Annotated in this window: 20 protein-coding genes and 2 pseudogenes; 11 read left to right on the top strand and 11 right to left on the bottom strand. The window is 62.0% G+C overall.

The features are described 5' to 3' along the window. Nucleotides 1-392 precede the first annotated feature (392 nt). From ABIA70_RS11435 to ABIA70_RS11420, 4 genes and pseudogenes are all read left to right on the top strand, one after another. Entirely contained in the window at nucleotides 393-2,558 is a 2,166-nt protein-coding gene (locus ABIA70_RS11435; RefSeq protein WP_354147675.1) for a TIR domain-containing protein, read from the top strand. Then, nucleotides 2,555-3,547 carry a CBASS cGAMP-activated phospholipase gene (locus ABIA70_RS11430; protein WP_354147674.1) on the top strand — a complete coding sequence of 331 codons (993 nt, stop codon included), beginning with the start codon at nucleotides 2,555-2,557 and terminating at the stop codon, nucleotides 3,545-3,547. Before ABIA70_RS11435 ends, ABIA70_RS11430 begins: the two co-directional genes overlap by 4 nt. A 411-nt stretch (nucleotides 3,548-3,958) precedes the next feature. Next, nucleotides 3,959-4,449 (top strand): annotated as a pseudogene (locus tag ABIA70_RS11425) (transposase family protein); the annotation flags it as partial. A 327-nt stretch (nucleotides 4,450-4,776) separates the two neighbouring features. After that, entirely contained in the window at nucleotides 4,777-5,184 is a 408-nt protein-coding gene (locus ABIA70_RS11420; protein ID WP_354147673.1) for a hypothetical protein, read from the top strand. Nucleotides 5,185-5,494: 310 nt separating this feature from the next. On the opposite strand, the gene ABIA70_RS11415 is transcribed toward ABIA70_RS11420, so the two are convergent. After that, nucleotides 5,495-5,977: a site-specific integrase gene (locus tag ABIA70_RS11415; RefSeq protein ID WP_354147672.1), complete on the bottom strand. Its 483-nt coding sequence runs from the start codon at nucleotides 5,975-5,977 to the stop codon at nucleotides 5,495-5,497. Nucleotides 5,978-6,572: 595 nt separating this feature from the next. Between ABIA70_RS11415 and ABIA70_RS11410 the strand changes: the two genes are divergently transcribed. Further along, nucleotides 6,573-7,598, top strand: a complete 1,026-nt coding sequence (locus ABIA70_RS11410) for an MFS transporter (RefSeq protein ID WP_354147815.1) — start codon at nucleotides 6,573-6,575, stop codon at nucleotides 7,596-7,598. A gap of 224 nt (nucleotides 7,599-7,822) precedes the next feature. Then, nucleotides 7,823-8,082, top strand: a pseudogene (locus tag ABIA70_RS11405) (recombinase family protein); the annotation flags it as partial. A 183-nt stretch (nucleotides 8,083-8,265) separates the two neighbouring features. Here ABIA70_RS11405 and ABIA70_RS11400 read toward each other — a convergent pair. From ABIA70_RS11400 to ABIA70_RS11380, 5 genes are all read right to left on the bottom strand, one after another. Beyond that, nucleotides 8,266-8,472, bottom strand: a complete 207-nt coding sequence (locus ABIA70_RS11400) for a hypothetical protein (protein WP_354147671.1) — start codon at nucleotides 8,470-8,472, stop codon at nucleotides 8,266-8,268. A 137-nt stretch (nucleotides 8,473-8,609) separates the two neighbouring features. Continuing rightward, nucleotides 8,610-8,732: a hypothetical protein gene (locus tag ABIA70_RS11395; protein ID WP_354147670.1), complete on the bottom strand. Its 123-nt coding sequence runs from the start codon at nucleotides 8,730-8,732 to the stop codon at nucleotides 8,610-8,612. 383 nt (nucleotides 8,733-9,115) lie between these two features. Further along, nucleotides 9,116-10,021 carry a carbohydrate ABC transporter permease gene (locus ABIA70_RS11390; protein WP_354147669.1) on the bottom strand — a complete coding sequence of 302 codons (906 nt, stop codon included), beginning with the start codon at nucleotides 10,019-10,021 and terminating at the stop codon, nucleotides 9,116-9,118. After that, nucleotides 10,018-10,953, bottom strand: a complete 936-nt coding sequence (locus ABIA70_RS11385; RefSeq protein ID WP_354147668.1) for a carbohydrate ABC transporter permease — start codon at nucleotides 10,951-10,953, stop codon at nucleotides 10,018-10,020. The genes ABIA70_RS11390 and ABIA70_RS11385 overlap by 4 nt, the downstream gene beginning before the upstream one ends. Before the next feature lie 4 nt (nucleotides 10,954-10,957). Next, nucleotides 10,958-12,301: an ABC transporter substrate-binding protein gene (locus tag ABIA70_RS11380; protein WP_354147667.1), complete on the bottom strand. Its 1,344-nt coding sequence runs from the start codon at nucleotides 12,299-12,301 to the stop codon at nucleotides 10,958-10,960. Between the two features lie 116 nt (nucleotides 12,302-12,417). Here ABIA70_RS11380 and ABIA70_RS11375 point away from each other — a divergent pair, with 116 nt between their 5' ends. Genes ABIA70_RS11375 through ABIA70_RS11360 form a run of 4 tightly spaced genes read left to right on the top strand, consistent with a single transcriptional unit; the run spans nucleotide 12,418 to nucleotide 16,874 of the window. Then, nucleotides 12,418-13,083: a GntR family transcriptional regulator gene (locus ABIA70_RS11375; protein ID WP_354147666.1), complete on the top strand. Its 666-nt coding sequence runs from the start codon at nucleotides 12,418-12,420 to the stop codon at nucleotides 13,081-13,083. Then, nucleotides 13,080-14,045, top strand: coding sequence for a dihydrodipicolinate synthase family protein (locus tag ABIA70_RS11370; RefSeq protein ID WP_354147665.1), 966 nt, complete (start codon nucleotides 13,080-13,082; stop codon nucleotides 14,043-14,045). The genes ABIA70_RS11375 and ABIA70_RS11370 overlap by 4 nt, the downstream gene beginning before the upstream one ends. Then, nucleotides 14,042-15,178: a mandelate racemase/muconate lactonizing enzyme family protein gene (locus ABIA70_RS11365; protein ID WP_354147664.1), complete on the top strand. Its 1,137-nt coding sequence runs from the start codon at nucleotides 14,042-14,044 to the stop codon at nucleotides 15,176-15,178. Before ABIA70_RS11370 ends, ABIA70_RS11365 begins: the two co-directional genes overlap by 4 nt. Nucleotides 15,179-15,206: 28 nt before the next feature. Continuing rightward, nucleotides 15,207-16,874, top strand: a complete 1,668-nt coding sequence (locus tag ABIA70_RS11360; RefSeq protein WP_354147663.1) for an aldehyde dehydrogenase (NADP(+)) — start codon at nucleotides 15,207-15,209, stop codon at nucleotides 16,872-16,874. Between the two features lie 287 nt (nucleotides 16,875-17,161). Here ABIA70_RS11360 and ABIA70_RS11355 read toward each other — a convergent pair whose 3' ends face one another. Together ABIA70_RS11355 and ABIA70_RS11350 are read right to left on the bottom strand one after the other, a co-directional pair. Further along, nucleotides 17,162-18,034, bottom strand: a complete 873-nt coding sequence (locus ABIA70_RS11355) for an NAD-dependent epimerase/dehydratase family protein (RefSeq protein ID WP_354147662.1) — start codon at nucleotides 18,032-18,034, stop codon at nucleotides 17,162-17,164. A 47-nt stretch (nucleotides 18,035-18,081) separates the two neighbouring features. Beyond that, a complete protein-coding gene (locus ABIA70_RS11350) occupies nucleotides 18,082-21,018 on the bottom strand; it encodes an FAD-binding and (Fe-S)-binding domain-containing protein (protein WP_354147661.1) in 2,937 nt (978 codons plus the stop codon). Nucleotides 21,019-21,133: 115 nt separating this feature from the next. Between ABIA70_RS11350 and ABIA70_RS11345 the strand changes: the two genes are divergently transcribed. Next, nucleotides 21,134-22,153, top strand: coding sequence for a sugar-binding transcriptional regulator (locus ABIA70_RS11345; protein ID WP_354147660.1), 1,020 nt, complete (start codon nucleotides 21,134-21,136; stop codon nucleotides 22,151-22,153). Here ABIA70_RS11345 and ABIA70_RS11340 read toward each other — a convergent pair. Genes ABIA70_RS11340 through ABIA70_RS11330 form a run of 3 tightly spaced genes read right to left on the bottom strand, consistent with a single transcriptional unit; the run spans nucleotide 22,143 to nucleotide 24,616 of the window. Further along, complete coding sequence (locus tag ABIA70_RS11340) at nucleotides 22,143-22,814, bottom strand: aspartate/glutamate racemase family protein (protein ID WP_354147659.1); 672 nt, start codon at nucleotides 22,812-22,814, stop codon at nucleotides 22,143-22,145. The genes ABIA70_RS11345 and ABIA70_RS11340 overlap by 11 nt on opposite strands. 7 nt (nucleotides 22,815-22,821) lie before the next feature. Further along, nucleotides 22,822-23,733: a carbohydrate ABC transporter permease gene (locus ABIA70_RS11335; protein WP_354147658.1), complete on the bottom strand. Its 912-nt coding sequence runs from the start codon at nucleotides 23,731-23,733 to the stop codon at nucleotides 22,822-22,824. A 1-nt stretch (nucleotide 23,734) separates the two neighbouring features. Continuing rightward, entirely contained in the window at nucleotides 23,735-24,616 is an 882-nt protein-coding gene (locus ABIA70_RS11330) for a carbohydrate ABC transporter permease (protein WP_354147657.1), read from the bottom strand. Nucleotides 24,617-24,619: the final 3 nt, after the last annotated feature.

Below are 24,619 nucleotides of genomic sequence, written 5' to 3'. Positions count from 1 at the left end.
TCGAGGCGCCAAAGGCGGGCGGCGTCCGATCGAGTTCTGAGCCGAACGGCATGGTATGAGAAACCGCGTAGAAAGAGTCGCCCACGTGGTGTCCGCCAGCCGGTTTGACTCCCGCGACGTTTGTGCCAAGGGCGTCCTCTAAGGTGCCATCGAGACCGGGCCTGCCACTCATGCCGTCACTTCGAGGCGGCTGCGCCGGACCGGCTGTTGTGGTCGAGTTCAGGGGAATCCCACCCAAGCCTTTGGCGCGGTCGCAACCGGCAGGTCGCAGCTAGCCCGTCTTTCATTACGGGACTAGTAAGAGCCATTAGGGTCAGCCACAATGGAATCGGCGACGCTTGCCGACGGTGGGCCCTCGCGCCATCACGAAACTGCGAGCGAGGCGGTAGGAAATGACGGCGGCTCAGAATCGATTCGACGATCATCTGGCTCCGTTGCGGGTTCATGTGCTTTTTCATCCCGCCTCGAGGTTGGGGCGTGAGTTGGCGCTGCACTTGTTCGATCTGCTGAGTGGGCCAAGTACCGACTGGGGTCCTCGCATTCCTGTCCGTTTCGGTTCTAGCATCGACGGCAAGCCGGTAAAGCCTATGCCCTTGGACAGTGAGCGTTCCCTGGTGATTGTCCTTGTTGATGCGCGCATGGCGCGGCGGGCAACGGCAGCGGACCGGGACGTGGCTGATTCGTGGACTCAGTTGATCGAGGATTTGCTTGAAACCTACCCGCCAGGCGTGTCTACGGCGTGCTCGGTGCTTCCTGTTGCCCTGGAGGGGGTGGCGCTCGCAATGTCGGAGCGCCTCGCTGACCGCAGTTTCGTTCGGCTTGACGTGAAGGATCGGAGGCATCTTGAGTTTCATGTGGCGATCAGCTGTCTGCGGCTGATGCAGGGCCGCACTGCATCTGAATCTGGCGATGTCGACTCGCTTCCGCCCTGCGACGTGGAGCTTTTCGTCAGTCATGCGAAGCGGGACCTTCCGCGGGAGGAGTGGCGCGGTCCGGTCGCGGCGCTTCTGGCTGCGCACAGTTCCCTTCCGCTAGAAGCCTGGTACGACTCGAGCGACATTCCAGTGGGGGCGCGGTTCGCCGACGAAATAGAGAAGGCGGTCCGTCGCGCTAGCGCAGTGATCGTCGTTCTGACTGACAGCTACTCGAGTCGTGAGTGGTGCCGTCGGGAGGTTTTGGCTGCTAAGGCCGCCGGACGACCGATTGTTGTGGTCGATGCGATCGAGTCCCAGGTTGTACGGCTCTTCCCCTATGTAGGTAACGCGCCGACGGTTCGTTGGCGTGCCGCGCTGGCCGCAACGACCGATAGGGCCGACGCTTGGAGCCCTGAAGTGTGGGAAGCGGAGGACGCGTCGACGGTGATGCTGGTGACGCTCGTGGAGGCACTGCGCTACCAACATGAGTTGTCCCGGCTCCGGCGGTCGGCGGAATCCTCGGACGTGATTCTCGGAACACATCCGGAGGCGGTCACGATCGCGGCCACTCCTGCACAAATCATCCGTGTGCTCTACCCGGATCCACCGCTCGGACGCGAGGAGGTGGACCGGGTCACGACCGCCAGACCGGGCCTGGAGTTGGTCACTCCTCTGGAGCGTCTAGCGCGAGGGGAGCCAGGGAAGGGCTCCGACTCGATTGCCGTCTCGTTGTCGGGTGCACCAGATGCGGATCGATATGGGGGGAGCGATCTTCACCTTGCGACGATGGCGCACGATTTGGCGCTGTACCTGCTGCTCAGCGGTCACCGGTTGTTGTATGGCGGCGTACTCGGCCATGGTGCGGTAGGGCCGAGTGGGTGCGCCCCTGGTGATGCCGTCAACTATGTCGGGCGCCTCATGGAGTTGGTGGAACGCCACTCCCCACTGGCGCGCGATCTCGGGCGCTCCCTACAACCAGTCGAAAACTGGCTGGCATGGCCGCTGTATGAGGAGTTGACCGAAGACCAGCGGAATAAGTACCAGGGGAACCGAATGACTTTGACACAGGTCCCGCCACCGGACGACTTGAACGTCGAGGACCAGTTCGCAGTCGACGAGAGCGGACGATACCCCGATGACGTGCCGCGGTGGCGGTACAACCGTGCACGGGGCCTGACAAAAATGCGGTTCGATTCGACCGCCGCCGCGTCGGCACGTGTGGCCATGGGTGGAAAGCTCAACGGATATGTCGGACTTCTACCTGGCGTCGCCGAGGAGGCGCTGATCACCCTGCAGGCCAACAAACCGCTCTATCTGCTAGGCGGATTCGGAGGGGCGACGCGGGCGGTCATCGACATCCTGCACGGCGAAGACCGGCCAGAGTTCACATCGCCGTGGTGCGAGCACCATGTCAACGGTTGGCGGGAACTGCGGGACGAGTATCACCACGCTGCATTCCCAATGCTGACGCCGGAGCAGGTGGCTAAGGAGATCACGAGCCGGGGTGCTACGGGATTCGCGACAGCCCTGGCCAATGGCTTGTCCGAACAAGAGAACGAAGAACTCAAGGTTACGACCGACGCTCGCCAAGCCGTTGAGCTCATCCTTCGTGGTCTACAGGTAGTGGAAAGGGGCGAGCAGTGAACCAATATTCAGACATGGGGATGTCACCCAGACCCTTTCGGATCCTGGCGCTGGACGGTGGCGGAATAAAGGGTGCCTACACCGCCTCCGTGCTTGCGACTCTGGAGGAAACGACGAGCCGCGCATGTCGTGACCACTTCGATCTGATCGCCGGGACGTCCACCGGAGGCATCATCGCCATTGGGCTGGGCTTGGGCCTGAGCGCGCGGGACCTCTGCAAGTTCTACGCCGAAAGAGGCAATGACATCTTTCCGGTCTCAGGGGTTGTCGGCCAGAGGCTCCGCGCCGCCCGGCAACTCTTCCGCCCCAAGCACGACGCGATGCGCCTCCGCAGCGCTCTGATGTCGGCATTTGGGGAACGCAAGTTCGGGGAGTCGACCTGCCGGTTGGTGATTCCCGCCTACGACATGACCGAGTCCCGGGTGTATCTATTCAAGACGGCCCACCACGAGCGATTCAAATTTGATGTGAATCTGACTGCGGTCGACGTGGCACTAGCAACCGCGGCCGCACCCACGCTCTTCGCAGCCGCTACCATTCTGCGAGCCGGTGACGCCCGCTATGTCGACGGGGGCGTTTGGGCCAACTCGCCCGCCTTGGTCGCCCTTACCGAGGCCACACACTTTCTCAGTGTCCCGCCGGCCGATGTGGACATCTTAAGCATCGGCACAACCTCGACCCCGTTTGTGGTGTCGGCGCGGCGCAGCGCGGGTGGCGTCGTCGGCTGGGGAGCCTCCTTGATTGAACTCCTCATGACCAGCCAGGTGCAGGCCGTCGAAGCCCAGGCGTCACTACTGACCAACAACGGATGGCACCGGATCAACCACGTCACCGGTCGGGGACGCTTCGGGCTCGACAAGGCAGAGAATGTGCGCGACCTGATCGAATTGGGCCGCAGCGACGCGATAAAACGACAACACCTCCAGACCATCGAACACCGCTTCCTCAACGGCACACACATCCAGCCATTCATACCGGCCGTGAGCTGACATGCGGTCAGAGGCGAAGCCTCACTGGTGAGCGCTCAAAGGTCCAGACAACCATTTCCGAACTGCGCATCATGGACGCCATCCTGTGGCGCTACGGCAAGGACCAAGGCATCACGGCCGGCGATCGGGCACACCCGGAATAACTAGCTGAAGCCGGTTAGTGAAGCTAAAGCAAACCTGGTCGAATTTACGCCATTGCCCGGACGACGTCATAGCCGGCTCCTTTCGCCAGCTTGTGCCGTGACCGGGTTGTCCAGGGCGATCGTGGCAAAGGTATTTGCCGCAGGCTGTGCTGTGCGGGCTGATCTGCCCTTCTACGCCGGCTTTGCGGGCCAGCCGCTGAACCGTGCGGAAGGAACTGCCCCCGGTTTTGTTGACTCCTTGACCTGGCGAGCTTGTGCTCGTGGAAGGATGTTGACCACGCCTACGGCTTTTGGGGCGGAGTTCCGCCAGGATGTTATTGATGTGGCCCGGAAGGGTGAGGCGCCGTTGGCGCAGATCGCGAAGGATTTCGGGCTTTCGGTCACGACGTTGAAGCGCTGGATTGCCATCGCCGACCGTAAAGAATCCGGGGCCGGCCCGGCGGTGACGGAGTCGGCCGAGATGCGGGAGCTGAAGAAGCGGAACCGCCTGTTGGAGCAGGAGAACGAGATTCTGCGCCGGGCTGCTGCCTATCTGGCCAGGGACATCAACCCAAAATGATCTACCCGCTGGTCACGGATCTTGCCGCCGACGGTGTTCCCGTGGCGGTGACCTGCAGGGTGTTGAGATTCAGCAAGCAAGGCTATTACCGGTGGAAGTCCAGTCCGGTCACGGGACGGGACTGGGTCGATGCGCACCTCGTCAACGCCGCCCGGCACATCCATGCCGAGGACCCGGCGTTCGGGTCACAGTTGATGTCTCCATAATCGGGAGGTATTTATTACAACAATGTTACTTATCACTGAGGATGCTGCGCATAAAATGTCATAGCCCTGATTTACGCTAAGCAAACTCTTTCAAATCTCACATAATGTGGGCAACAATTGAAGAAAACACTACTCACCCTGCCTGTCGCAGCGCTGCTACTCGCAGGATGTGGAGGGACATCAGAAAGCTCACCACCCGCGCCTACTGTTAAGCCCGCGGGCGGCACAACCTCATCGTCAGCCAGCCCAACAGCGGAGGCCGCGTCAGGGGCCAAATCCTCACGCGGAAACCTCGTCAAAAAGCCAGGCGAAGGCGCCTCAGTGACCGACAAAGACAAGACCGTTGCAAGCTTCGTAATCAACTCAATTCAGGTTGATGCGCCCTGCACCAACGAGTACGCCACGGCTCCCGAGAACGGTCATTTCATAGCGCTCAACGTTTCGATGGAGACGGATCCGGCACTTGCAGAGTCAGTGATTCCCCAGTTCGGTCTTGCCGGTTACGGATGGAAAGCTATCGCCGAGAACGGAACCACCTTCAACGGCAGCCTTTCCAGCTTTTCGGCGATGATGTGCCTTCCGGAAACCGAACGTTTCCCGTCAGCTTTGGGTCCGGGCGAGAAGGCCACTGGAACCATAATTCTCGACGTACCGACTCCCACAGGTGTTTTGGTGCATCAGCAGGGATTTATGGCCGCTGGTTGGGAATGGGAATATCCGGCAAAGTAGAGCCGCTGCGGAACAAGGAGACCCCGCCAGTCGTGATGACTGACGGGGGTTTCCTGCTGCGCTAGGAAATGTGCGTAGCCGTGGTCAGGAAAATTGCCGCTACCATTGGCAGCTCATCGTCGTGCTCATCAACGGGGCTTGGTAGACATTCCCCCGTGACCTTGTCCTTGCGCCGTCCGGCGTTCTGCTTGCCGATACGCATTGGAGCCCCGCCTACGCCGCACGTAGCGATACCGGTGAGCAGGTGTTTGGCCGGCCAGCGCCCACAGGGATACTGTTTACCTTCAGATCGAGCCCGTTGCGACGATGGTTAGAAACCGCCCTCCTCATGTAAGCAGCCGAGCATCTCGGCGGTGTTCATGGCGGCGGATATCAGACCATGGATGTTGTGGATTGTCTTGGGCGCCTTGCCCTTGGCCAACATCGACTTCACCCAGTGCGCCATGACCCGGTAGTCCAGCTTGTCCACTGGTACGTGACCGATGACTGGCCGGATGTGGAGGTCAAGCATGGTTTGGTACGTCTTAATTGTTCCGCTCGACCGGCGGACCAGCAGGTCGATGTGTTCCTGGATGACGTCAGCGACAGTAGGTGGACGCTTCTCGTTCGTCAGGATGGCGTGCTGGGCGATTTCGAAGGACTCACCGTTGGCATCCAATAGCCGCTTGAGCGTTTCCGCCTCGGTCAGAGTGCCTACAGTGAGGCCCTGGGCGGTCTTCGTCTTAGGATCCCGCCAGCGCACCATATAGGACTTTGAACCGTCCTTTTTGGTGCGGGTACTGATGCTTGCCACACACAAAACGGTACGCCCGTGTACACACTTTGGCGGTTTTTGTACACACTGCAATGACCAACAGGCCTATGACCTGCGGAAACACTGTGCCCGAGGTGGGACTCGAACCGGACTCCAGGCCTTGCAAACACTGGCCTCCCGCGGAAACATCGCCAATCCGACACGGTCTGCCCCCAGTACGACCCAGTCCGAAGCCCAAAGTGTGCACATTGTGCACACCCTTTTTGTCCACTTCGGCGACCCCAACCGGGCTGCCAAGACGGCCGTCCGGGCAGGGCGCGATTCCGCTCGAACACGATGAGCAGGAGTCCGGAAACAAGCAGGCCCCGAATAAGACCAGTACCCGAGCCGTTCGCGTCAGTGCTCACAGAGCACCTGGCCGCACGACCCAACTTGCGCACCGGCAGCAGTTCAGGCAGCGAATGGCTGTTCCCCGGCTACCGGCCCGGGCAACACATCCACCCCAACACCCTCATGGAACGGCTCCGCGAGGTCGGGATAGACCTCGCGGGCGCACGCAATGCATCCCTCCGCGCTCGTCAGCGAGTTGCCTGCGCCGCTCGTTGCCGAAGTGCTCGGCTACAGCTAACTCTTTCTGGTTGCACGCATCATCCAGGGCATCTCCGCCGGTAGTGAGGGGCAGAGCGCCATCGCATTCATGGTGGAACACGCTCCCGCGAACAGGAGGGGCCTGTTCGGTTCGTTCACCAACATGGCGAGTGGCCTCGCGACCCTCGCAGCGACCGGCGCGGCGGCAATGGTGACATCCTCCTTTTCTTCGGCGGACCTGGCCGCCTGGGGTTGGCGCATCCCGTTCATCGCGGGCGGCGTCCTCGGCGTCGTCGGCCTTATCCTGCGGGCCCGCTCGGATGAGACCCCTGAGTTTGAGGCAAGCGCCCTTGTCGATCAAAAGTCCGCCTGGGCGCGGCTGATGGACCTGCTCCGCGAACACCCGAAGGCTCTGCTGCAGGCAGCGGCACTGTCCGCCCCTGCAGTGGCTTACTACACCTGGGCAACCTTCCTTCCCACCTACGCCAAGCTGACCACCGGCCGGGACCTGTCCTCCACCCTGGCCGGGAGCGTTATCGGGCTTGCCTTGCTCGTTATCATCGTGCCGGTCTGCGGATACCTTTCCGACCGCCTCGGCCGACGTAAGATCTTCCCCATCATCGGCGCCATCGGCATGATCGTTCTCTTCTACCCCATGCTCCTGCTGCTGAACCAGCCCGGCTTCTGGGTATACGTTCTGGTGTCGGCCTCCGGATGGGTAGTTCTCGGTATCTGGCAGTCGGTCTACCCGACCATTCAGGCAGAGCTCTTTCCGGCCTCAGTCCGGGTATCAGGCATCGGTTTCGCGCACCAGATTGTGATCGCCGTCTTCGGTGGCACCGCACCACTGATCGCCGCTGCATTCGTCGGCGCCGGTCAGCCCATGTTCGTCGCGGTCTACATGATCGCCATTGTCGCCCTCAGTCTCATCGTCTATTTCACGCTCCCGGAGACCGGAAGCCGGGCAGGGCGTCCCACCGTCGCACCGGCAGACCCCGAAGTGCTGGAGGGTGAGCATCTGCTCTCCGAGACTGCACACAGCGGGATCCAGGCGAACGCCTCCAGGCCCTAGGCGTCCTTCTCCTGCTGACGTGACCATGTAATGCCCCCGCACTTCGGGGATCGCCCTCGACCGAGGCTTGGTCGAGGGCGATTCCATGTCTGGCCAAGGCCAGCAACAGGCTGGCCGACGACAAACACACGTGAGCCCCGGACACCTCCAAGTTCACGCTTTCCGGGAACAGGTGCAGTCCGCCGGAACTTCAATCCCGATTGAACTACACCCCAAGCTGACGGATCGGGTACGTGCGGGTGAGCACGCTGGACCGGAACGAGAAACGCCAGCTCGATGGCCAGGTTCCGGGCTGGGTCTTCACAGACAAGGCCTCCGGCCGGGACACCGCCTGACGTGAGCTTACGGAGTTGCTGCGGTTCGTCCGCGACCGGGACATCCTGGTTGCGCACACCACGGACCGGCTCGCCCGCAACCTCTCTGACCTGCGTGCCCTTGTCCAGACCCCGACAACCAAGGCGCGCGGGTGGAATTCGTCAACGAACACTCCACATCGAGTCGATCGTAACTCACATGTTCTACAACTCAAGTGCTATATTGCAGGTCCGTCTCTTGTTGGACGTGCAGGGGGGACGAGCCGTCACAGCCATTACGGTTGTGACGGGGCACTGCGTCGCAGAGAAGAGCAACCCGCAGCCAATGATGTCGTCGTACTCCGGGCGAGAACTCAGGCATCCTCAAGGCGCTTCAACAGCTCGGCGTCGTGGTTCATCACGAAGTCCAGGCCCGCGCTGATTTCTTGCCTACGCCCGTGACGTTGGAACTCCGAACCGGCAACTTGACCAAGAAGAACTGATTTGGAGGTATTAGCGTTGGCAGTAGGCTCATCCGGACGGCGTTCACCGTCGTCTGAAACACGCAGGTTCATGTCCATGTTCGATGATACTAAGCGGCATCAGGTAGTGCACTGCCGGGAAAGGTACCCGGCCGCCCGAAGGTGACCCCTCGAGCATACGGCGCCGTAGTGCTGTGGCAACGCAGACGCCGGCTCCTGCGGTCTTAGGGACGATGTCATCTGCTTTTGAGCTTGCGCGGATCAGGGAACCCAAGCGAGACGTAGCCCGGAGCGCGCTTGTTCAGGGATGCGGCCAGTACGGGCGTTGATTCGTCGTAGAAGTCGTGAACTGTCGCCACAGTTTTCCCTGCGTACGGCCGGATTACCCGGCCGACGTCTCCGGCCCGATCACACTCAAATCCGACTAAGTCCGCCGGCCAAAAGTGTGGACATCGTGCACACGCTCCATCTCGCTGTTCTGAGCAAACCAAATCCGAACCGCGTTGCCCCGCTGAGGGAACGCGGTTCTTGTTTGGCGCCTGGACTACGGCCGGATCGCCCCGTTCCATGTTGTGGTCGACTTGATTGCGCGGCAGACACCTCCTTCGTCCACCTCATGAGATCCGGGGCGGCGGCAGAGGCAATTGTGTTCCCACCTTTGTGGACGTAAGGCATCCCTCCGGATAAATGATCCATCAATTAAGGCGCCTCCTGGGGCGGCCTCAGCCGTTGGCGGTCGCCGTCAGCCTTTGACAGCGCCGGCGCTCAAGCCCTGGACAAGGAATTTCTGAACGTAGGCAAAGAGTAGGACCACCGGGATGATGGCGACGACACCCCCAGCTGCAAGAGCGCCGAAGTCCGCCCCGAACTCCCCCAACAGGTAGCTCAGTCCCACCGGTACCGTGAAACGGCTCTGCGTGCTCATAAACATGATGGCGAACAGGAAGTTGTTCCAGGCACTGATGAACGCGAAGGAACCGACCGCCACAATGCCCGGTTTCAGCAAGGGAAGGACCACTAGGCGGAAGGCTTGAATGCGGGTGCAGCCGTCCACCCAGGCAGCCTCTTCGAGTTCCATCGGCACGTTGCGGATGAACCCGGCCATCAGGATCAAAGACAGCGGCAGGTGGAAAACCGTGTCAGAAATGATGAGGCTCCACAGGTTGTTGGTCAGGCCAATAGCATTGAAGATCTCAAAGAGCGGTATCAGCATCATGGCGCCAGGCACGAACTGGGTGCACAGCATGGCTACCAGGAACAGTGTTTTGCCGTGGAACCGGAAGCGGGCCAGGGCATATCCGCCGAGCAGTGCGATGACGGTGGAGGTGAGCAGGCTCATCCCGGCCACAAAAAGGCTGTTCTGGAAGTAGATCCCGAAGCCTGAACCGTTCCACACTGTGGCGAAGTGGTCGAAGGTGATCGGCCACGGCACCAGCGAAGTGGAGCCGGCGGGCCGGAACGCAAAGAGCAACATCCAATAGAACGGGACGAGCGTGAAGATCAGGAACAGTGTCAGCGGAGCGTAGGTCAGGATTCTGTCGATGCGGCGCTCGCGCTTTTTCAGGGCACTCATCGGCCGTGCTGCTGGTGTACTGGCGGCCTGTGGCCGGACCGGCGTACGGGGCGCCGTGGGAAGCAGCGAGGTCATTTTTCATCCTCTTTTGACTTGGTGATGCGCAGGTAGACGAGCGAGAAGAATGTCAGAATCAGGAAGGCCACTACGGTCAGCGCCGAGCCGTAGCCGAAGTCGCGGTCGTGGATGGCGGTCTGTGCGACGTAGAGCGGGAGGGTTGTTGTCGAACTCGCAGGCCCGCCGCCAGTCAGCGTGTAAAGAAGGTCTACGTTGTTGAACTCCCAAACGGCCCGGAGGAGTGTGGCGATGATGATGGCCTGGCGGATATGCGGCCAGGTGATCGAGATGAATTTCCGGAGGGTGCCGGCGCCGTCCACCTCGGCAGATTCGTAGAGTTCAAGGGATACCGACTGGAGGTCGGCAAGGATAAGGATCGCGAAGAACGGAATGCCTTTCCACATCTCGGCCAGCACGACGGCCCAGAACGTGGTGCCGCTCCCCGAAAGAAGGGACACCCCGTACTCGCCGATGCCGATGTCCGCGAAGTAGCGGCCGATCCCGGTGGAGGGGTTGTAGATGAGGATCCAGATAGTAGTGGTGAGGATGCCGGAAACGGCCCAGGGCGAGAACACGAGCGCCCGGGCAAGGCCGCGGCCGATGAATGTCTTGTTGATCAACAGGGCCAGTGCCAGCCCGAAGATGAACTGCAGCCCCACTTCCACGGCCACCCATTGGGCGGTAAAGGCAAGACTCCGCCAGAAGAGCGGATCGGAACCCATGGTGATGAAGTTGTCCAGGCCGGCGAAGCCGTCGTTCCAAGGCTGGGTCACATTCGAGTGCTGGAGGCTGTAGTAGAAGACGCTGCCGACGGGATAGACCAGGAATACCAGGGTCAGTATCGCCGCCGGACCGATAAGGAGATAGGGATAAAGGCGTCTCAGGCCTGACTGCCTCGGCCGTGCGGGCCGCTTTGCCAGTGGAGGGCGGGTGGGTGTGATGACGGTCATCGGGCTACTTCTTCATGTACTTTTGCTGGGCTTTGGTCAGCTTCTCGGCGCTGGCGGTCAGGAAATCCTTCATGGAGAGCTGGCCCTGAAGAACCTTTTGCCATTCCGGAAGCATCTCGGTGGTAGTAATTGAGTTGAATTCAGGCAGGTAGTAGGGCTGTTCCAGCAGGACTGCGTCCTTGTTCTCGAGTGCCTTGACGGATGCCTGCATTGCAGGGTTCTGAGTCACCCACGATTCCTTGGCCACTTCAGTGTTGCCTGGCAGGTAGCCGGATTTCTGGGCCCAGAAGCTGTTGCCTTCAGCGCTCATGGTGTACTGCAGGAACTTCCAGGCGGCTTCTTTGTGGGCACTGGCCTGGAACATGGAGAAACCGGTGGTCATGCGGCCGGTCAGAACGGTCTTGCCGGAGGCAGAGGGGAATGGCGCGACGGCTGCCACCTTGTCGGCGCCGAGGGCTGCGACGTGGGTGGGGTAGGAACCGATGCTGTGGCTGAGCATCGCCGCTCCGCCGGCGCCGAATTGGGCCACCATGGTCTTGAAGTCGGCGGTCAGGTCACTGGATGCGGTGTCCTTGGCATACAGGGCTGCGTACTTCTCCGCTGCGGCGACGATAGCCGGGTCGTTGAGGGTGGACGTGCCGTCTTCGCGGAAGAATCTGTCTATTCCGGCCTGCGGGTAGACCATCTGGATGAACTGCGCAAAGAACCCGTTGCCACCCCGGAGCGTGTAGCCGAATTTACCCGACGCCTTGTCGGTCAGCTTCTGCGCCGCAGTATAGAAATCGTCCCAGGTTGAGGGGCTGGACAGCCCAGCATTTTTGAACAGATCAGAGCGGTAATAGACGACGTCAGCGAGGCTGGTCGCCGGTGTCAGGTACAGCTTTCCATCGGGTGAGGCAGCCCGTGACGACTCCGCCATCGCCGGCGAGATCTTGTCCTCCCACCCGCCGCTCTTGAAGTCGTTGTCGAGGGAGGCCAAAGCGCCCTGCGCGACGAGCGCTGAGATGTCTGAGGCCTTGGGCGTGATGATGTCCGGTGTCGCCTTGGTGGCGATGGCAGTGCTGATCTTCTGCATGTAGGAGTCGGTGGGCAACCCGAGGTAGTTGACCTTGATGCCGGGGTTCTTGGCCTCGAACATGCTGATCAGGGCCTTGAGGTTCTCCGTTCGCTCAGGCCTGGTATCCGTGTCCCACAGTTCCAGCACAACGTCACCCTTTTCGGCGCTGCCGGTGTCGGCGCCGGTGCCGCAGGCTCCCAGAGCCATGGTGCTGGCAAGCACAGCTGCCAAGGACAGGGCGGTCCTTCTGGTGAGGATCCTGCTGGTGGATGAGCTCTCGTTCTTACGCATCATTGCGTTCCTCTCATAGGGCGTAGGCCGGGAAGGTTCGATCGTCGTCGTTCTCATACATCATATACTACATACGATGCACCTGATATGATGAGTTGCATGGAAAGGAATTTATTGTGAGCACTGAAGTCATGCCCATCGGTTTGCTGCCAGCGTCGTCCCGGACCGGCCTCGTAGTGGAGGCACTCCGGCGGTCGATACTGACGGGCGAGCTTCCCGCAGGACAGGCCCTTGTCGAGACGGAACTGGCGCGCCGCTTCGGAATCTCGAAGACCCCCGTCAGGGAAGCCCTAAAGACTCTCGTCGGTGCCGGTCTGGTCACGATGAGCGAATACAAGGGAGCCACTGTCCGCGTGGTGGATGAGGAGATGGCGCGAAGTGTCTTCGACGTCCGCACACTCCTGGAGCCGGTCGCCGTCGCCCGCACAGTGGAGCGTGGCCTGGACCTGGAACTTGCGCAGGACGCGCTGGACCGCGCATCGTCCGCTAAAGACGAAGCCGAGCGGAGCCTCGCAAACCGGGACTTCCACCAGCTCCTCTACTCAAACTGCGGCAACCCTGTTCTCATGAACATGCTCGACGGGCTCCGCGAGCAGACGGCCCTCATCTCGGTCAACGCCTGGATCCAGCAGCCTTCATGGGAGACGGAGGCGGCTGAGCACGCTGAAATCCTTGCCGCCGCGCGGAAAGGCGACGCCGGCCGTGCCGCGGAGCTCGTCCTCAATCACATCCATAGTTTCGAGGTCCGTGCCGTCGGACAGATCGCCAAGGGAAAGCAATGATATTTTCCGAGCTCCGGGAAGCACTGGCAGACGTCGTAGCCATCCCTGTAACCCCCTACCGCGATGGCGTGCCGGACATTACGGCCTTCAAGATGCTGCTGCGCCGGCTGGTAGAGAACAACGTCACCACCATTACCCCAAACGGCAACACCAGCGAGTTCTACGCCCTGACGGCAGCTGAACGCCGCCAGCTGATCGAGGCCTCGGCAGAGGCTGTGGGTGACGACGCCGCGCTCCTCCTGGGCATCGGCTACGACGTCGAGACGGCGAACGCGGACGTGCGCATCGCCAGGGAGATGGGCATCCGGATGGCGATGATCCATCAGCCGGTCCACCCCCATGTCTCCCCCGCAGGCTGGGTGGACTACCATGCCCAGATTGCCGCGGCCTCCCCTGATATGGCATTTGTGCTGTACATCCGCAACGAGTGGGTGACCGCGGCGATGCTGGTCGAGCTGGCCGACCGCTGCCCCAACATCATCGGGATCAAGTACGCGGTGGCGGACCCAACACAGTTTGCCCGCATCAGGGATCTGGCCGGAGCCGACCGCTTTGTGTGGATCGCAGGTCTGGCCGAACCGTATGCCCTGTCCTATGCTGCCCACGGCGCCACCGGATTCACTTCCGGCCTGGTCAACGTCAATCCGCAGCTGTCGCTTTCGCTGCGTGATGCACTTCGCAAGGGGGACTATCCGCTGGCCTGCAGTCTGCTGGCACGGATTTCCCGGTTCGAGGAGATGCGGGCTGAAGACAGGTCCGCCAACAACGTCAGCGTCGTGAAAGAAGCGCTCGCCCAGCTGGGCCTGTGCGAACGCTCTATAAGGCCTCCGAGCCATGAGGTCAGCGAATCAGCACGCATCGAGATCGCCGGCATTCTGGCCGAATGGAGCAGCATGCATGACCTCCTGCCCGGCAGCGGGCTCAGCCAGCGGGCGCGCGCCGAAGCGGCCGTGACCGCATGAAAATCACCGGATTCAAGACCTTCATGCAACGCGTCGGCAACCGGCCGCGGCTGCTCCTGCGAGTGGACACCGATGAAGGAATCTCAGGGTGGGGGGAAGCCTACAACCACGGTCCGGACTGGGCGCTTGTCCCAGTACTGGACTACATGTTCGAACAGGTCAAGGGCGATGACCCGCGGCGCGTGGAGTTCGTAACCCAGAAATTGATCCGCAAGGCGCGGTTCCCGCAGGGCGCCATCGGGCTGGCTGCCATCTCGGCCATCGATCACGCCCTCTGGGACATTGCCGCGAAGGCCTTCGACGTGCCGGTCTATGCCTTGTTGGGGGGTGCGGTGCGTGACAGGGTTTCGGTCTACGCCGGCGTCTACTCAGCCCCGGATCCCGCCGAGTGCCGGTCGGTCACCGAGGAGCTGAACGAACGCTACGGGTTCACCGCGTTCAAACTCAGCCCGTTCCGGGGAGACCTCCACAACCGCAGATGGGGGCTGGTGGTCACGGAGACTGCCGACTATTTCGGCGCCGTCAGGGAAGCCTGCCCCGATGAGTGGGACTTCGCCTTCGACGCCCATGCCAAGATCTTCGAGCCCTACCAGGCGATCCAGCTCGGCAATGCGCTGGCCCCATACCAGCCGCTGTTCTTCGAAGAGCCCATCCGCCCGGAGTATTTTCCTGCATGGCACCGGCTCCGGGCAGAACTCACCGTCCCGCTGGCCACCGGCGAAAGCCTCTACACTGCCAACGAATTCCTCAGCCTTCTCTCCGGAGCCGGGGCGGACATCGTCCAGCCGGACATCTGCGTCGTCGGCGGCATCTCCCAGATGCGCCGAATCGCCACCATCGCCGAAGCGCACTTCACCACGGTCGCACCGCACAATCCCATGGGCCCGCTCGCTGTTGCCCACAACCTCCACTTCGCGGCCGCCTGCAGCAACTTCTCCATTCTGGAGTACAAGCTCGAAGAAACCGCATGGTGCCCCGACCCGTACCTTCCCGTGGACGGCCACCTTGAACTGCGGCCGGACCGCCCAGGCTGGGGAATCGACATCGACGAGGCCGCCCTGACGGAGGACGACTACATCCACTGGGAACGTCAACTGCCAACGAGACCTGACGGCTCCCTCGCGTTCTGCTAAGAAACACTGCTGAGGAGCAACGACGACCATGACCCTTACCGGACATTCCCTGATTGCCGGGCAGCCCGTTGTCGGAAGCGGCAAGACCGCTTTTGGCTTCAATCCCGCCACCAACGAACAGCTCGACCCCGCCTACTCACTGATCACCGAGGAACAGCTGACGACGGCGACCTCCGCAGCCAAGGCCGCCTACCCATCGTTCAGCATCCTGGATCCCGAAACCCACGCAGAATTCTTGGAAGCCATCGCGGACAACATCGAAGCCATCGGTGAGGAGCTCATCATCCGCGCCGGCCAGGAAACCGGCCTGCCCGCGGCCCGGCTGACCGGGGAACGCGCCCGCACCACCGGCCAGCTGCGGCTCTTCGCAGGGGTGGTCCGCCAAGGCGATTTCCGCGGCGTCCGCATCGACCCTGCCCTCCCGGACCGCACCCCGATGCCGCGGGCAGACATCCGCCAGCGCCAGCTCCCCATCGGCCCCGTCGCCGTTTTCGGCGCCAGCAACTTCCCGCTGGCCTTCTCGACGGCGGGCGGAGACACCGCTTCGGCCCTCGCCGCAGGCTGCCCGGTCGTCTTCAAGGCCCACAACGCCCACCCCGGCACCAGCGAACTCGTCGGCCAGGCCATCGCTAAGGCCGTTGCCGACGCGGGCCTGCACCCGGGCGTTTTCTCCCTGATCTACGGCCCCGGATCCAGTGTTGGCCAGGCCCTCGTGGCCGACCCCGCTATCAAGGCCGTGGGCTTCACCGGATCCCAGGCGGCCGGCGTCGCCCTGATGCGCACTGCGGCAGCCCGCCCTGAACCCATCCCCGTCTACGCGGAAATGTCCTCGCTGAACCCGGTCTTCGTCTTCGAAGGCGCCCTCGGCGGCTCGGCTGAGCAGATCGACGCCCTGGCCCAGCAGTACGTCACTGCCGTCACCGGCAGCTCCGGCCAGCTCTGCACCTCCCCCGGACTCCTGTTCGCCCCCGCCGGTGAGGCAGGCGACAAACTCGCCGCCGCCGTCGGGCGCGCTGTTTCCGCCTGCGCCGGCCAAACCATGCTCAACGAAGGAATCGCTGCGTCCTGGAACAAGGGAACCGAGGCACTCGGCTCAGCCGCCGGCGTCTACGTCGTCGGGCAGGGCACCGCCGGCCCCACCGAAAACGCCCCCGCCCCCACCATCTTCGGCACCCAGGTCCGGGACTTCGTCACCAACCACGTGCTCCATGAGGAAATCTTCGGCGCCGCGTCCCTGGTCATCCGTTATGGCTCCGTGGAGGAACTCCTCGAAGCCGTCAACCGGCTCGAAGGCCAGCTCACCGCCTCCCTGCAGCTCACCGAGGCGGACTACCCGACGGCGGCACCCCTGCTCCAGGCGCTGGAGCAGAAGGTGGGCCGCATCATCGTCAACGGCTGGCCCACCGGCGTCGAAGTCGGCCACGCCATGGTCCACGGCGGGCCCTTCCCCGCCACCTCTGACACGCGCACCACCTCCGTCGGAACCCTCGCGATCAACCGCTTCCTGCGGCCGGTCGCGTACCAGAACATCCCCCAGGAACTCCTCGCCGCAGCGCTCCAGGATGAAAACCCCTGGCACCTGAACCGCCGCATCAACGGCACGGTCGTCGCTGCAGATGCTGAGGCCGACAGAGTCTCTGACTTCATCAGTCAGCAGCGGCCCCGGGCCTCGAAATTGTCAACGTGGTCGGCATAGACGTGCGCTCGCCGGCAGTCATCGGGAGGATCGCCATGAACATTCATCTGAGGTAGCTCTGGCCGCATCCATGCAGGAGTGTCCCCACGCCCTTTGGCAGGACTGCCGATCACATTTCCCCGCTCCGCCAGACTAGTTTGACCTGCACGGCGCAGCGGAGATCTCCGAGAGCTTCCTGCCAAGTCCTGTCGTCCATGCAACCCGCGACCAAGAATAATGAGTTCGATCGCTGGGACGCCAGACCTTTGGGGGGGAATGCGCTGGCGCCGTTCCCTGCAGTGGCTGTGTTAGACGTGCGTCCTCTGCCGTCCTTGGTGCGCAGCGTATTCGTCGCGCCACAGGTGTACGGGCTCATATCCAAGCCTTCTGCGGGCTTTATCGATGGACATCAGTGTTTCATATTCGCCCAGCCCCGCGCGGACCGGTACTCCTGGAAAGTGAAGTGCCACGAGCTCGGCGGTTGGGAGTGCACTTCCAGTATCGGAGGCTGCGATGTCGTACACCTCGAAGCCAGGCGCTGCCTGGACCAGCGCGAGGGCCACCGCGGCCGCCCCGTCCCTGGAGTCGACGTAGCTGAATAGAAGGTCGCGGCGGTTGAGCGGATCCGCTGCCATGGCAAAGGTTCCATACTCCCCCGGCGCCACCACATTGGTGAAGCGGAGCGAAGTGATGCTCATGTCTTGCTCCCAATGAACGAGCTGGGCCCACATTGCCTCTTCCGCGACCTTGGCGAGGGCGTAGGTGTTGTACGCGGCCGTAGTGGACTCGTCGATGGGCAGCGATGCGGGAGGCTCGTCGAATGGATATCCCATCGCAGTGATGCTGGAAGCGGTGACGATCTTCCGGATCCCTGATCGCATGGCGGCGTGGACTACGTTGAAACTGACCGTCATGTTGTTCTGGAATGTCGCCGCATCGGGAACGATTCCGTTGACCGGGATAGCAGCGAGATGCACAACCGCATCCAGCCCCCCGTGCCGGCCGGTGACGCCTATCAGGCTGTCAAGCGTCTGTCCGTAATCGGTGAGGTCAACCCTGGTGAAGCCCACACCGACGGTTCCGGTGAGGTCGAACCCGGCGACGTCGTGCCCCTCGCTGCGGAGGTGGTCAACCGTGGCCCGTCCCAGCTTGCCGGAGCTGCCCGTGACTGCGATACGCATGTCGTGTCCCTCTTTTTAGTGTGTTGTTCGAACATGTGGGTGGCGGATCAGGCCTGCAGCGTCTGAGGCCTTGTACGTTCCTCGAGGATTTCGAGAATGTGCCGATAATCCTTTCCAGTGGCACGGCTCATCCCGATCTCGCAAGTCCGGTTGCAGGACGCATAGGCATCGTAGCCGCCAGCCATAACTTCCGCGGCCTCGTCGCTGGTGGCAGAGGCTGTCAGTTCCGGGTGAAGCATCCCCCTGTCACCGGCAAAACCGCAACACCCCCAGGAATCCGGAATTACTGTCCGCCCGGAGACAGCGTTGGCGAGTGCACGCAATCCTTCGTTGCTGCCCAGGCGCGTGCTCGCGCAGGTGGGATGGAGGACTAATAGGCCTACCTGCTTCTGCACGTGAAGATTTGGAAGTACTTCGGCGGCGGCGAAGTCCACGGAGTCGATGACCCGCAACTGGGCCGAGACGCCGTCGATACCGCGAACTTGGTCCAAGGCGTGCAGCAGGCCCTCGGTGCAGGACGAGTTGTCAGTGACGATCGGAAGTCGTCCGCTGTCGGATGCACTGATCAGACGGGCTACCGTCCTTTCGGCCATGGAAGAAAACCCCTCGGAAAGGCCTTTGGATTTCCACGGCGTTCCGCAGCACAGACCCTCGATATCGGGCGGGACAACGAGGCCAATGCCGGCCCGGTCGCACAGCCGGCGGAATGCCTCCCCGGCACCAATGCTGCCTTTTGCTGGACCGAACATCGATCCGACGCATGAGGCAAAGAACACGGCCCGGGCAGGCATGGAGGGTGCTACTGGCTCGCTCAACCAGGCTCGCTTGGTGCCACCGGCCGGAAGGTCTCCGCTCCACTCGGGCACCAGGTCGGTGCCGAGAATAGAACGGGCAGCGTCGTTGGCTCCGCGTACGACGGGCGTCGGCAGCCACTTGGCAGCAGTCAGGGCGGCCGCAGCCATCCGCGTCACCGGTGCCCATCGTGCAGCAGTTGCCCGGCCCGCCGCCTGCGTTGCCTGCGATGCGTCCTGCTCACGCAAGCGACGAACGAGGTCGCCCGTATTGATCGATACTGGACACGCGGTCTGGCACATCCCATCAACTGCGCAGGTTTCTATTGAATTGTAGGACTCGGCGCGCGCCAGTTCATTGTCCAGGGCACCGTCACCCCGCGCACTCGCCGCCGCCCTTGCACGGCGGACAGCAATGCGCTGGCGCGGCGTTATTGTCACGTCCTTGCTTGGACACACCGGCTCGCAGTAGCCGCATTCCACGCATCGGTCCACTTCGGTTTCGACGACGGGAGTCAGCTTCAAGTGCCCGAGATGGGCTTCCGGGTCATCGCCGATGAGCACACCGGGGTTGAGGATTCCGGCAGGATCGCAGAGGCGCTTAACGTCCAGCATCACTTGGTAGAGCCGGTGGCCGAACTGCCGTTCGACGAATGGTGCCATGATTCGTCCGGTGCCGTGCTCTGCCTTGAGGGTGCCGCCGGCGCTCAGTACCAGCTCGACCAGGTCTTCGGTAAAGGCCCGTTGGCGTTCGACCGCGCCGTCGGCCGTGAAATCCTCCGTAATAAGGAAGTGGATGTTGCCGTCCTTTGCATGCCCGAAAATCACGGCGTCGTCATACCCGTGGCGTGCGAACAGGCGTTGAAGGGAGGCACATGTCGCCGCGAGCAGTGGGACCGGCACCGCAATATCCTCCAACAGCGCCGTGGTGCCGGGGCGCCGGGCTCCGGCGATGGCGGCGTACAGACCCTTCCTTGCATGCCAGAGATGCGCACGTCTCTTTGGATCAGTGGTCGGCTCAAACGAAGGCGCTCCGGCGGAGGCAAAGGCATCCCTCGCGGCCGCCAGCCGCCGACCAAGTTCGTCCTCATCCCGCCCGTGGTATTCGATGAGGAGGGCCGAGCGAGAGCCGACGCCCTGCTGCGTGATGAGGTCGGCCGTAGCAGGATCGTTCTGAATGACCCGCAGCGATGCGGAATCCATCAGTTCAATGGTCGCCGCACCCGTCTCCACCAGGACTGGGAGGATCCGAGTGGCGTGTTCCAGGTCCTCAAAAAGGACGAGCGCGGTGGCAGCCCACGGCGAGAGGGGCACCGTTCGGAATTCCACCTCGGCAATGAAGCCGAGTGTCCCCTCGCTGCCGACCATGAGATGGGCCAGGATCTCCACCGGTGTGTCGAAGTCGAGGAAGGAGTTCAGTCCGTAGCCCATCGTGTTCTTGCCCTGGTACTGGCGCTGGATTTCCGCCGTCAGATCCGCATCCGCGTGGATCATGTCGCGGAGTTGTGACACGCCAGCGTGCAGTGCTGGTTCAGCGGCGGCTAGCCGCTGGTCGGCATCCTGGAGAGAGGTATCGACCACCGTCCCACCGGGCAACACGAACCTTAGTGAGCGGATGGTCCTGTAGGAGTTATGCTCAGTGCCGCACGCCATACCGCTGGAGTTGTTGGCCACCACGCCGCCTACAGTCGCCGCGATCTCGCTGGCCGGATCCGGCCCAAGCTTCCGGCCATAGCGAAGAAGCCTTGCGTTGACCTGGCGGATGGTTGCACCGGGTTGGACGGTAACGGTACCGCCGTCCGCCGCAGGCCGGATGTTCCGGAAAGCGCCCCGCACGTCGACCAACAGGTCATCACCCGATGCTTGTCCGGACAGACTGGTCCCCCCGGAGCGCAGGGTGACGGAGCGATGGTGCGAATGCGCGTAACCGAACACGGCTGAAGCTTGCTCGAGCGAGCGTACGCGCACCACGGCCGTAGGTGTGAGCAGGAAATGCGAAGCATCGACGCCGGCAACTACGCGATCGAACACCTCAACGCTTACTTCCGCACCCGCCGTGGGACGTTGGCCGGACTCCAGCGACGTGACGCTGGTCCCCGTGCCGAGGGCCGCGCTGAGTGAAGCGGCAAGGGAACGGTCGCCCGCCACCACGTTGGCGCGGTTTGAGGTCCCCGGTTGCTGCGAAATCTGCATAAAATATCACTTCCGAATTCTGATACACTCTTTACAAATCTGCATGGAGGCGTTCCCTGATTTGGCGATCCGCGGGAGGCGTCCGGCAGTACCTCCACCCTGATCGGAGCCTCCCGTGGCAAATGGCCGAAACGCCGCCCACGTTGACGGGCAAGTCCGTCTCCTGACTAAGGTCGCCCGCATGTACCACGAGCGGGGAATCCGCCAGGCTGACATCGCGACGGCACTGAATATTTCCCAAGCCAAGGTTTCCCGGCTGCTGAAGCGTGCTGTCACCCAGGGAATCGTCAGGACGACCGTAATGGTTTCCCCCGGCGTCTACTCCGATCTTGAGGAGCGGCTGGAAGCGAAATTCCGCCTCCTTGAGGCGGTCGTCGTTGATATAGAGAGCGACGACGACGAACGGGCTGTGCATTCCGCGCTCGGGGCGGCGGCGGGCAGCTACCTCGAAGCCACCCTCGGAGGAGGGGACCGCATCGGAATCTCTTCCTGGAGCCAGACCCTGCTCGCCCTTGTGGACCGCATGAGGCCGTTTAACGCTGGCGGCGCAACTGAGGTTGTTCAGCTTCTCGGCGGCATTGGCACTCCCGAAGTACAAAACATGGCCCAGCGCCTCGTCGGCGAGTTTGCCCGAATGCTCGGCGCGGAACCCGTTTACGTTCCCGCCCCCGGCGTGGTGGCCGACCAAGCCATAAGGGATAGCCTCCTCCAAGAGGTCGCACTCACTGAGGTGGCGCGGCGTTGGAATGAGCTCACCATGGCCATAGTTGGCATCGGCAGCATTGAACCTTCCAACCTGCTCGCCGAAAGTGGAAACGCATTCTCCCCTGAAGACCTCGAACGGCTGCTCAAGCAAGGAGCTGTCGGCGATATCTGTCACCACGTCTTCACCGCCGACGGAACGGCCGTCACCGGGGACCTGGCTGCACGGACCATCTCGATTCCAGTGGATAACTTCATGTCCATCCCCCGCCGTATCGGCATTGCCGGCGGTCTGCGCAAGCGCGAACCAATTCGCGGCGCCCTGGCTGGCGGGTGGGTCAACGTACTGATAACGGACATCCACACCGCCCAGGCCCTTGTCGGTGGCAACACGACTGGTACCGATTTTCCCGGCCCGGAGCTCACCGCTTAGAGGGAAGGGCAGCATGCAGCTGGCGCAGACGCTTGACACCTGATTCGAGGCTTGTCAGCACCGGCACCCCCACCTGGCAGCCTTCGGCCCCACTCGCCATAGAGGCCTGTGCAAGCACCACTACGTCCGAATCTTCTGCGGCCCGGCGGATCGCGTCCGCAATCTTCCGGTCATGGCTCTGCCGGTTGCCTGACACGACAGCGGCAAAGGCTCCCTCGACAACAATGCTCCGGATGTCAGGACTAAGCCCGGCCGCGCGGCCCCGCTCGGCGATGAGTCGGGAGGTGGGCCCGCAGGTCGTCGGGAGGGTGGCCAGCACGGTAATCCGGGATCCTCGGGAAACCGCTTCTTCGGCCATGGCCTCATCAATCCGGAGGATGGGAATGCCCACCTCAGCGGAGACCGGCGCGGCGAGTTCGGAGATGGAGGAGCACGTCAGCATGATCGCCTCGGCCCCAGCGTCCACTGCGGCCTTCGCGAGTGCGGCAACGCGGCGGGGTACGGAGTCCGACACCTTGGGGTCGCTGAGGTCAGCGACAATGCGGTCGTCCAGGTAGTTGATCGTGGTAACCCCGGGAAGTTCCCGCGTCACCAAGTCCATCAACGGGCCAATAACCACCGCTCCGGTGTGCAGAAGGGCTATCCTCGGATGTTCATTCATTCTTTGGCTATCCCTTCACTGAACCAGCAGCCATGCCGGCCATTATTTTCTTGTTGAGGAATACAAACACAATCAGCAGGACCACGATGTTGATGCTCACCGCTGCAAAAAGTGGCCCGTACTGCGTGGAGCCGTATTGGTCGCTGAGACTCAGCAGCCCTACCTGGATGGTTGCCAGGTCCGGCCTGGTGGTGAAAGTCAAGGCAATGAGCAGGTCATTCCAGACGCTGAAAAACTGAACCAGCCCGATGGTCAGGATGGAGTTGCGCATCATCGGTAAGCCGATCACGAAGAAGGAGCGCAGGGGCCCGGACCCATCCACGGTGGCTGCTTCAAAGATTTCACGAGGGACCGACCGGAAGTAGGCGGCCATGAGGAAAGTGGTCAGCGGCAAGCCCATCACCGTGTAAGTGATGATTAGCGGCCAAAGTGAGTCCGTAAGACCCGCCTTGAAATACACGGTGAACAGGGGCACGAGGATCATCTGGCCGGGAACCATAATGCCGGCCAGGATGTAGAGGAGCGTGCCCTTTCGGCCTCTCCAGACGAGCACTTCCAAGGCGTAGCCAGCCGCCACGCCGATCAGCACGATAAGCGCTACCGACGGAAGCGTAACGAGAATGCTGTTCAGATAGTTTCTGGACACGTTGCCGTTGCTGAGCGCCGTGGTGTAGTTGTCGAAAACCCAGGTCTCCGGCAGTGACAATGCGGGGTTCGAAAGGAACTCCGTCTGAGTCTTGAACGAACCAAGAATCATCCAGACCTGCGGGTACAGCACCACCACAACCAGAATGGTGACAATGATCCAAACTGGCAGTCGCTTGAGAGCGTGGCGGGAGCGACGGCGGTTCGTCAGCGGTTTCTCCGACGGCAGCAGCGCCGTGACTGGAGGGGTTTGAACCTGAGGTTGGACGGTCATCTCAGTCCTCCGCTTTACGTTGGGACGATCGGAAAATCGCGAGGGTAAAGGTGAGGCACAGAAGCGTCAGCACCAAAGCAATCGTGCTGCCATAGCCGTACTCCGCATATTCGAATGCTGTCCGGTACATGTAAAGAGTCAGTGGCGCAGTCGAGGTACCAGGACCGCCGTTGTTCAGAGCCAGCAGGCTGTCAAAGACCTTCAATGTCGCATTCAGGCTGAAGATGATCGAGGAAAGCAGGATAGGAAGCGAGAGGGGCACAACGATATGCCGCACCAGCTTGAGACCGTTTGCACCATCCAGCTTCGCTGATTCGATAATCTCATCGGGAATGTCGAGCAACCCGGCGTAGAGCAATATCGCGTAGAAGCCCATGGAGCCCCACAACGTCATGGCAAGCGCAGTGGCCATGGTGCCTGATGTGGTGGCGAGGAACTCGACACTGTCGCCGCCGAAGAAGTTAATGAGGTCGTTGACTGGGCCCTGGTTTTCTCCGACTGCTACAAAGCTGCGGAACAACAGGGCAACGGCAACGGTTGGCAGGATCGCCGGAAAAAAGACGATCGTTCGGAGCAAGGACGAGCCTTTGCGCAGGACGAACACGTACAGGAGTGCCAACAGGTACCCCAGAACGATCTGGCCTGCAGTCGCCACGAGGGCGAAGAATACGCTGACCCCGAGGGATTGGAGGGCGGCGTCGTCCGTAAAGAACTTGGTGAAGTTGTTGACTCCGACAAATTTAAAGCCGCGAAGGGTGTTTCCCTCAAAGAATGAGAGACCAAGGGACCAGGCCACAGGCCCGATCTTCAGCAGGGTGTACAGCAGGAGGGCTGGAGCCAGGAGGATGATGATCGTCTTTCGGTCTCCGAACACCGAGTTCATATG

The organism is Arthrobacter sp. 754 (assembly GCF_040548695.1).
In the GTDB taxonomy this organism is placed as follows: domain Bacteria; phylum Actinomycetota; class Actinomycetes; order Actinomycetales; family Micrococcaceae; genus Arthrobacter.
This window is presented reverse-complemented; position numbering and strand designations above follow the sequence as displayed.

Bases quoted from the DNA above. Each gene is read 5' to 3' on its own strand.
- ABIA70_RS11435 (WP_354147675.1), top strand. From the start codon at position 393: ATGACGGCGGCTCAGAATCGATTCGACGATCATCTGGCTCCGTTGCGG.
- ABIA70_RS11400 (WP_354147671.1), bottom strand. From the start codon at position 8,472: ATGGACATGAACCTGCGTGTTTCAGACGACGGTGAACGCCGTCCGGAT.
- ABIA70_RS11390 (WP_354147669.1), bottom strand. From the start codon at position 10,021: ATGACCTCGCTGCTTCCCACGGCGCCCCGTACGCCGGTCCGGCCACAG.
- ABIA70_RS11385 (WP_354147668.1), bottom strand. From the start codon at position 10,953: ATGACCGTCATCACACCCACCCGCCCTCCACTGGCAAAGCGGCCCGCA.
- ABIA70_RS11380 (WP_354147667.1), bottom strand. From the start codon at position 12,301: ATGCGTAAGAACGAGAGCTCATCCACCAGCAGGATCCTCACCAGAAGG.
- ABIA70_RS11370 (WP_354147665.1), top strand. From the start codon at position 13,080: ATGATATTTTCCGAGCTCCGGGAAGCACTGGCAGACGTCGTAGCCATC.
- ABIA70_RS11365 (WP_354147664.1), top strand. From the start codon at position 14,042: ATGAAAATCACCGGATTCAAGACCTTCATGCAACGCGTCGGCAACCGG.
- ABIA70_RS11360 (WP_354147663.1), top strand. From the start codon at position 15,207: ATGACCCTTACCGGACATTCCCTGATTGCCGGGCAGCCCGTTGTCGGA.
- ABIA70_RS11355 (WP_354147662.1), bottom strand. From the start codon at position 18,034: ATGCGTATCGCAGTCACGGGCAGCTCCGGCAAGCTGGGACGGGCCACG.
- ABIA70_RS11350 (WP_354147661.1), bottom strand. From the start codon at position 21,018: ATGCAGATTTCGCAGCAACCGGGGACCTCAAACCGCGCCAACGTGGTG.
- ABIA70_RS11340 (WP_354147659.1), bottom strand. From the start codon at position 22,814: ATGAATGAACATCCGAGGATAGCCCTTCTGCACACCGGAGCGGTGGTT.
- ABIA70_RS11335 (WP_354147658.1), bottom strand. From the start codon at position 23,733: ATGACCGTCCAACCTCAGGTTCAAACCCCTCCAGTCACGGCGCTGCTG.
- ABIA70_RS11330 (WP_354147657.1), bottom strand. From the start codon at position 24,616: ATGAACTCGGTGTTCGGAGACCGAAAGACGATCATCATCCTCCTGGCT.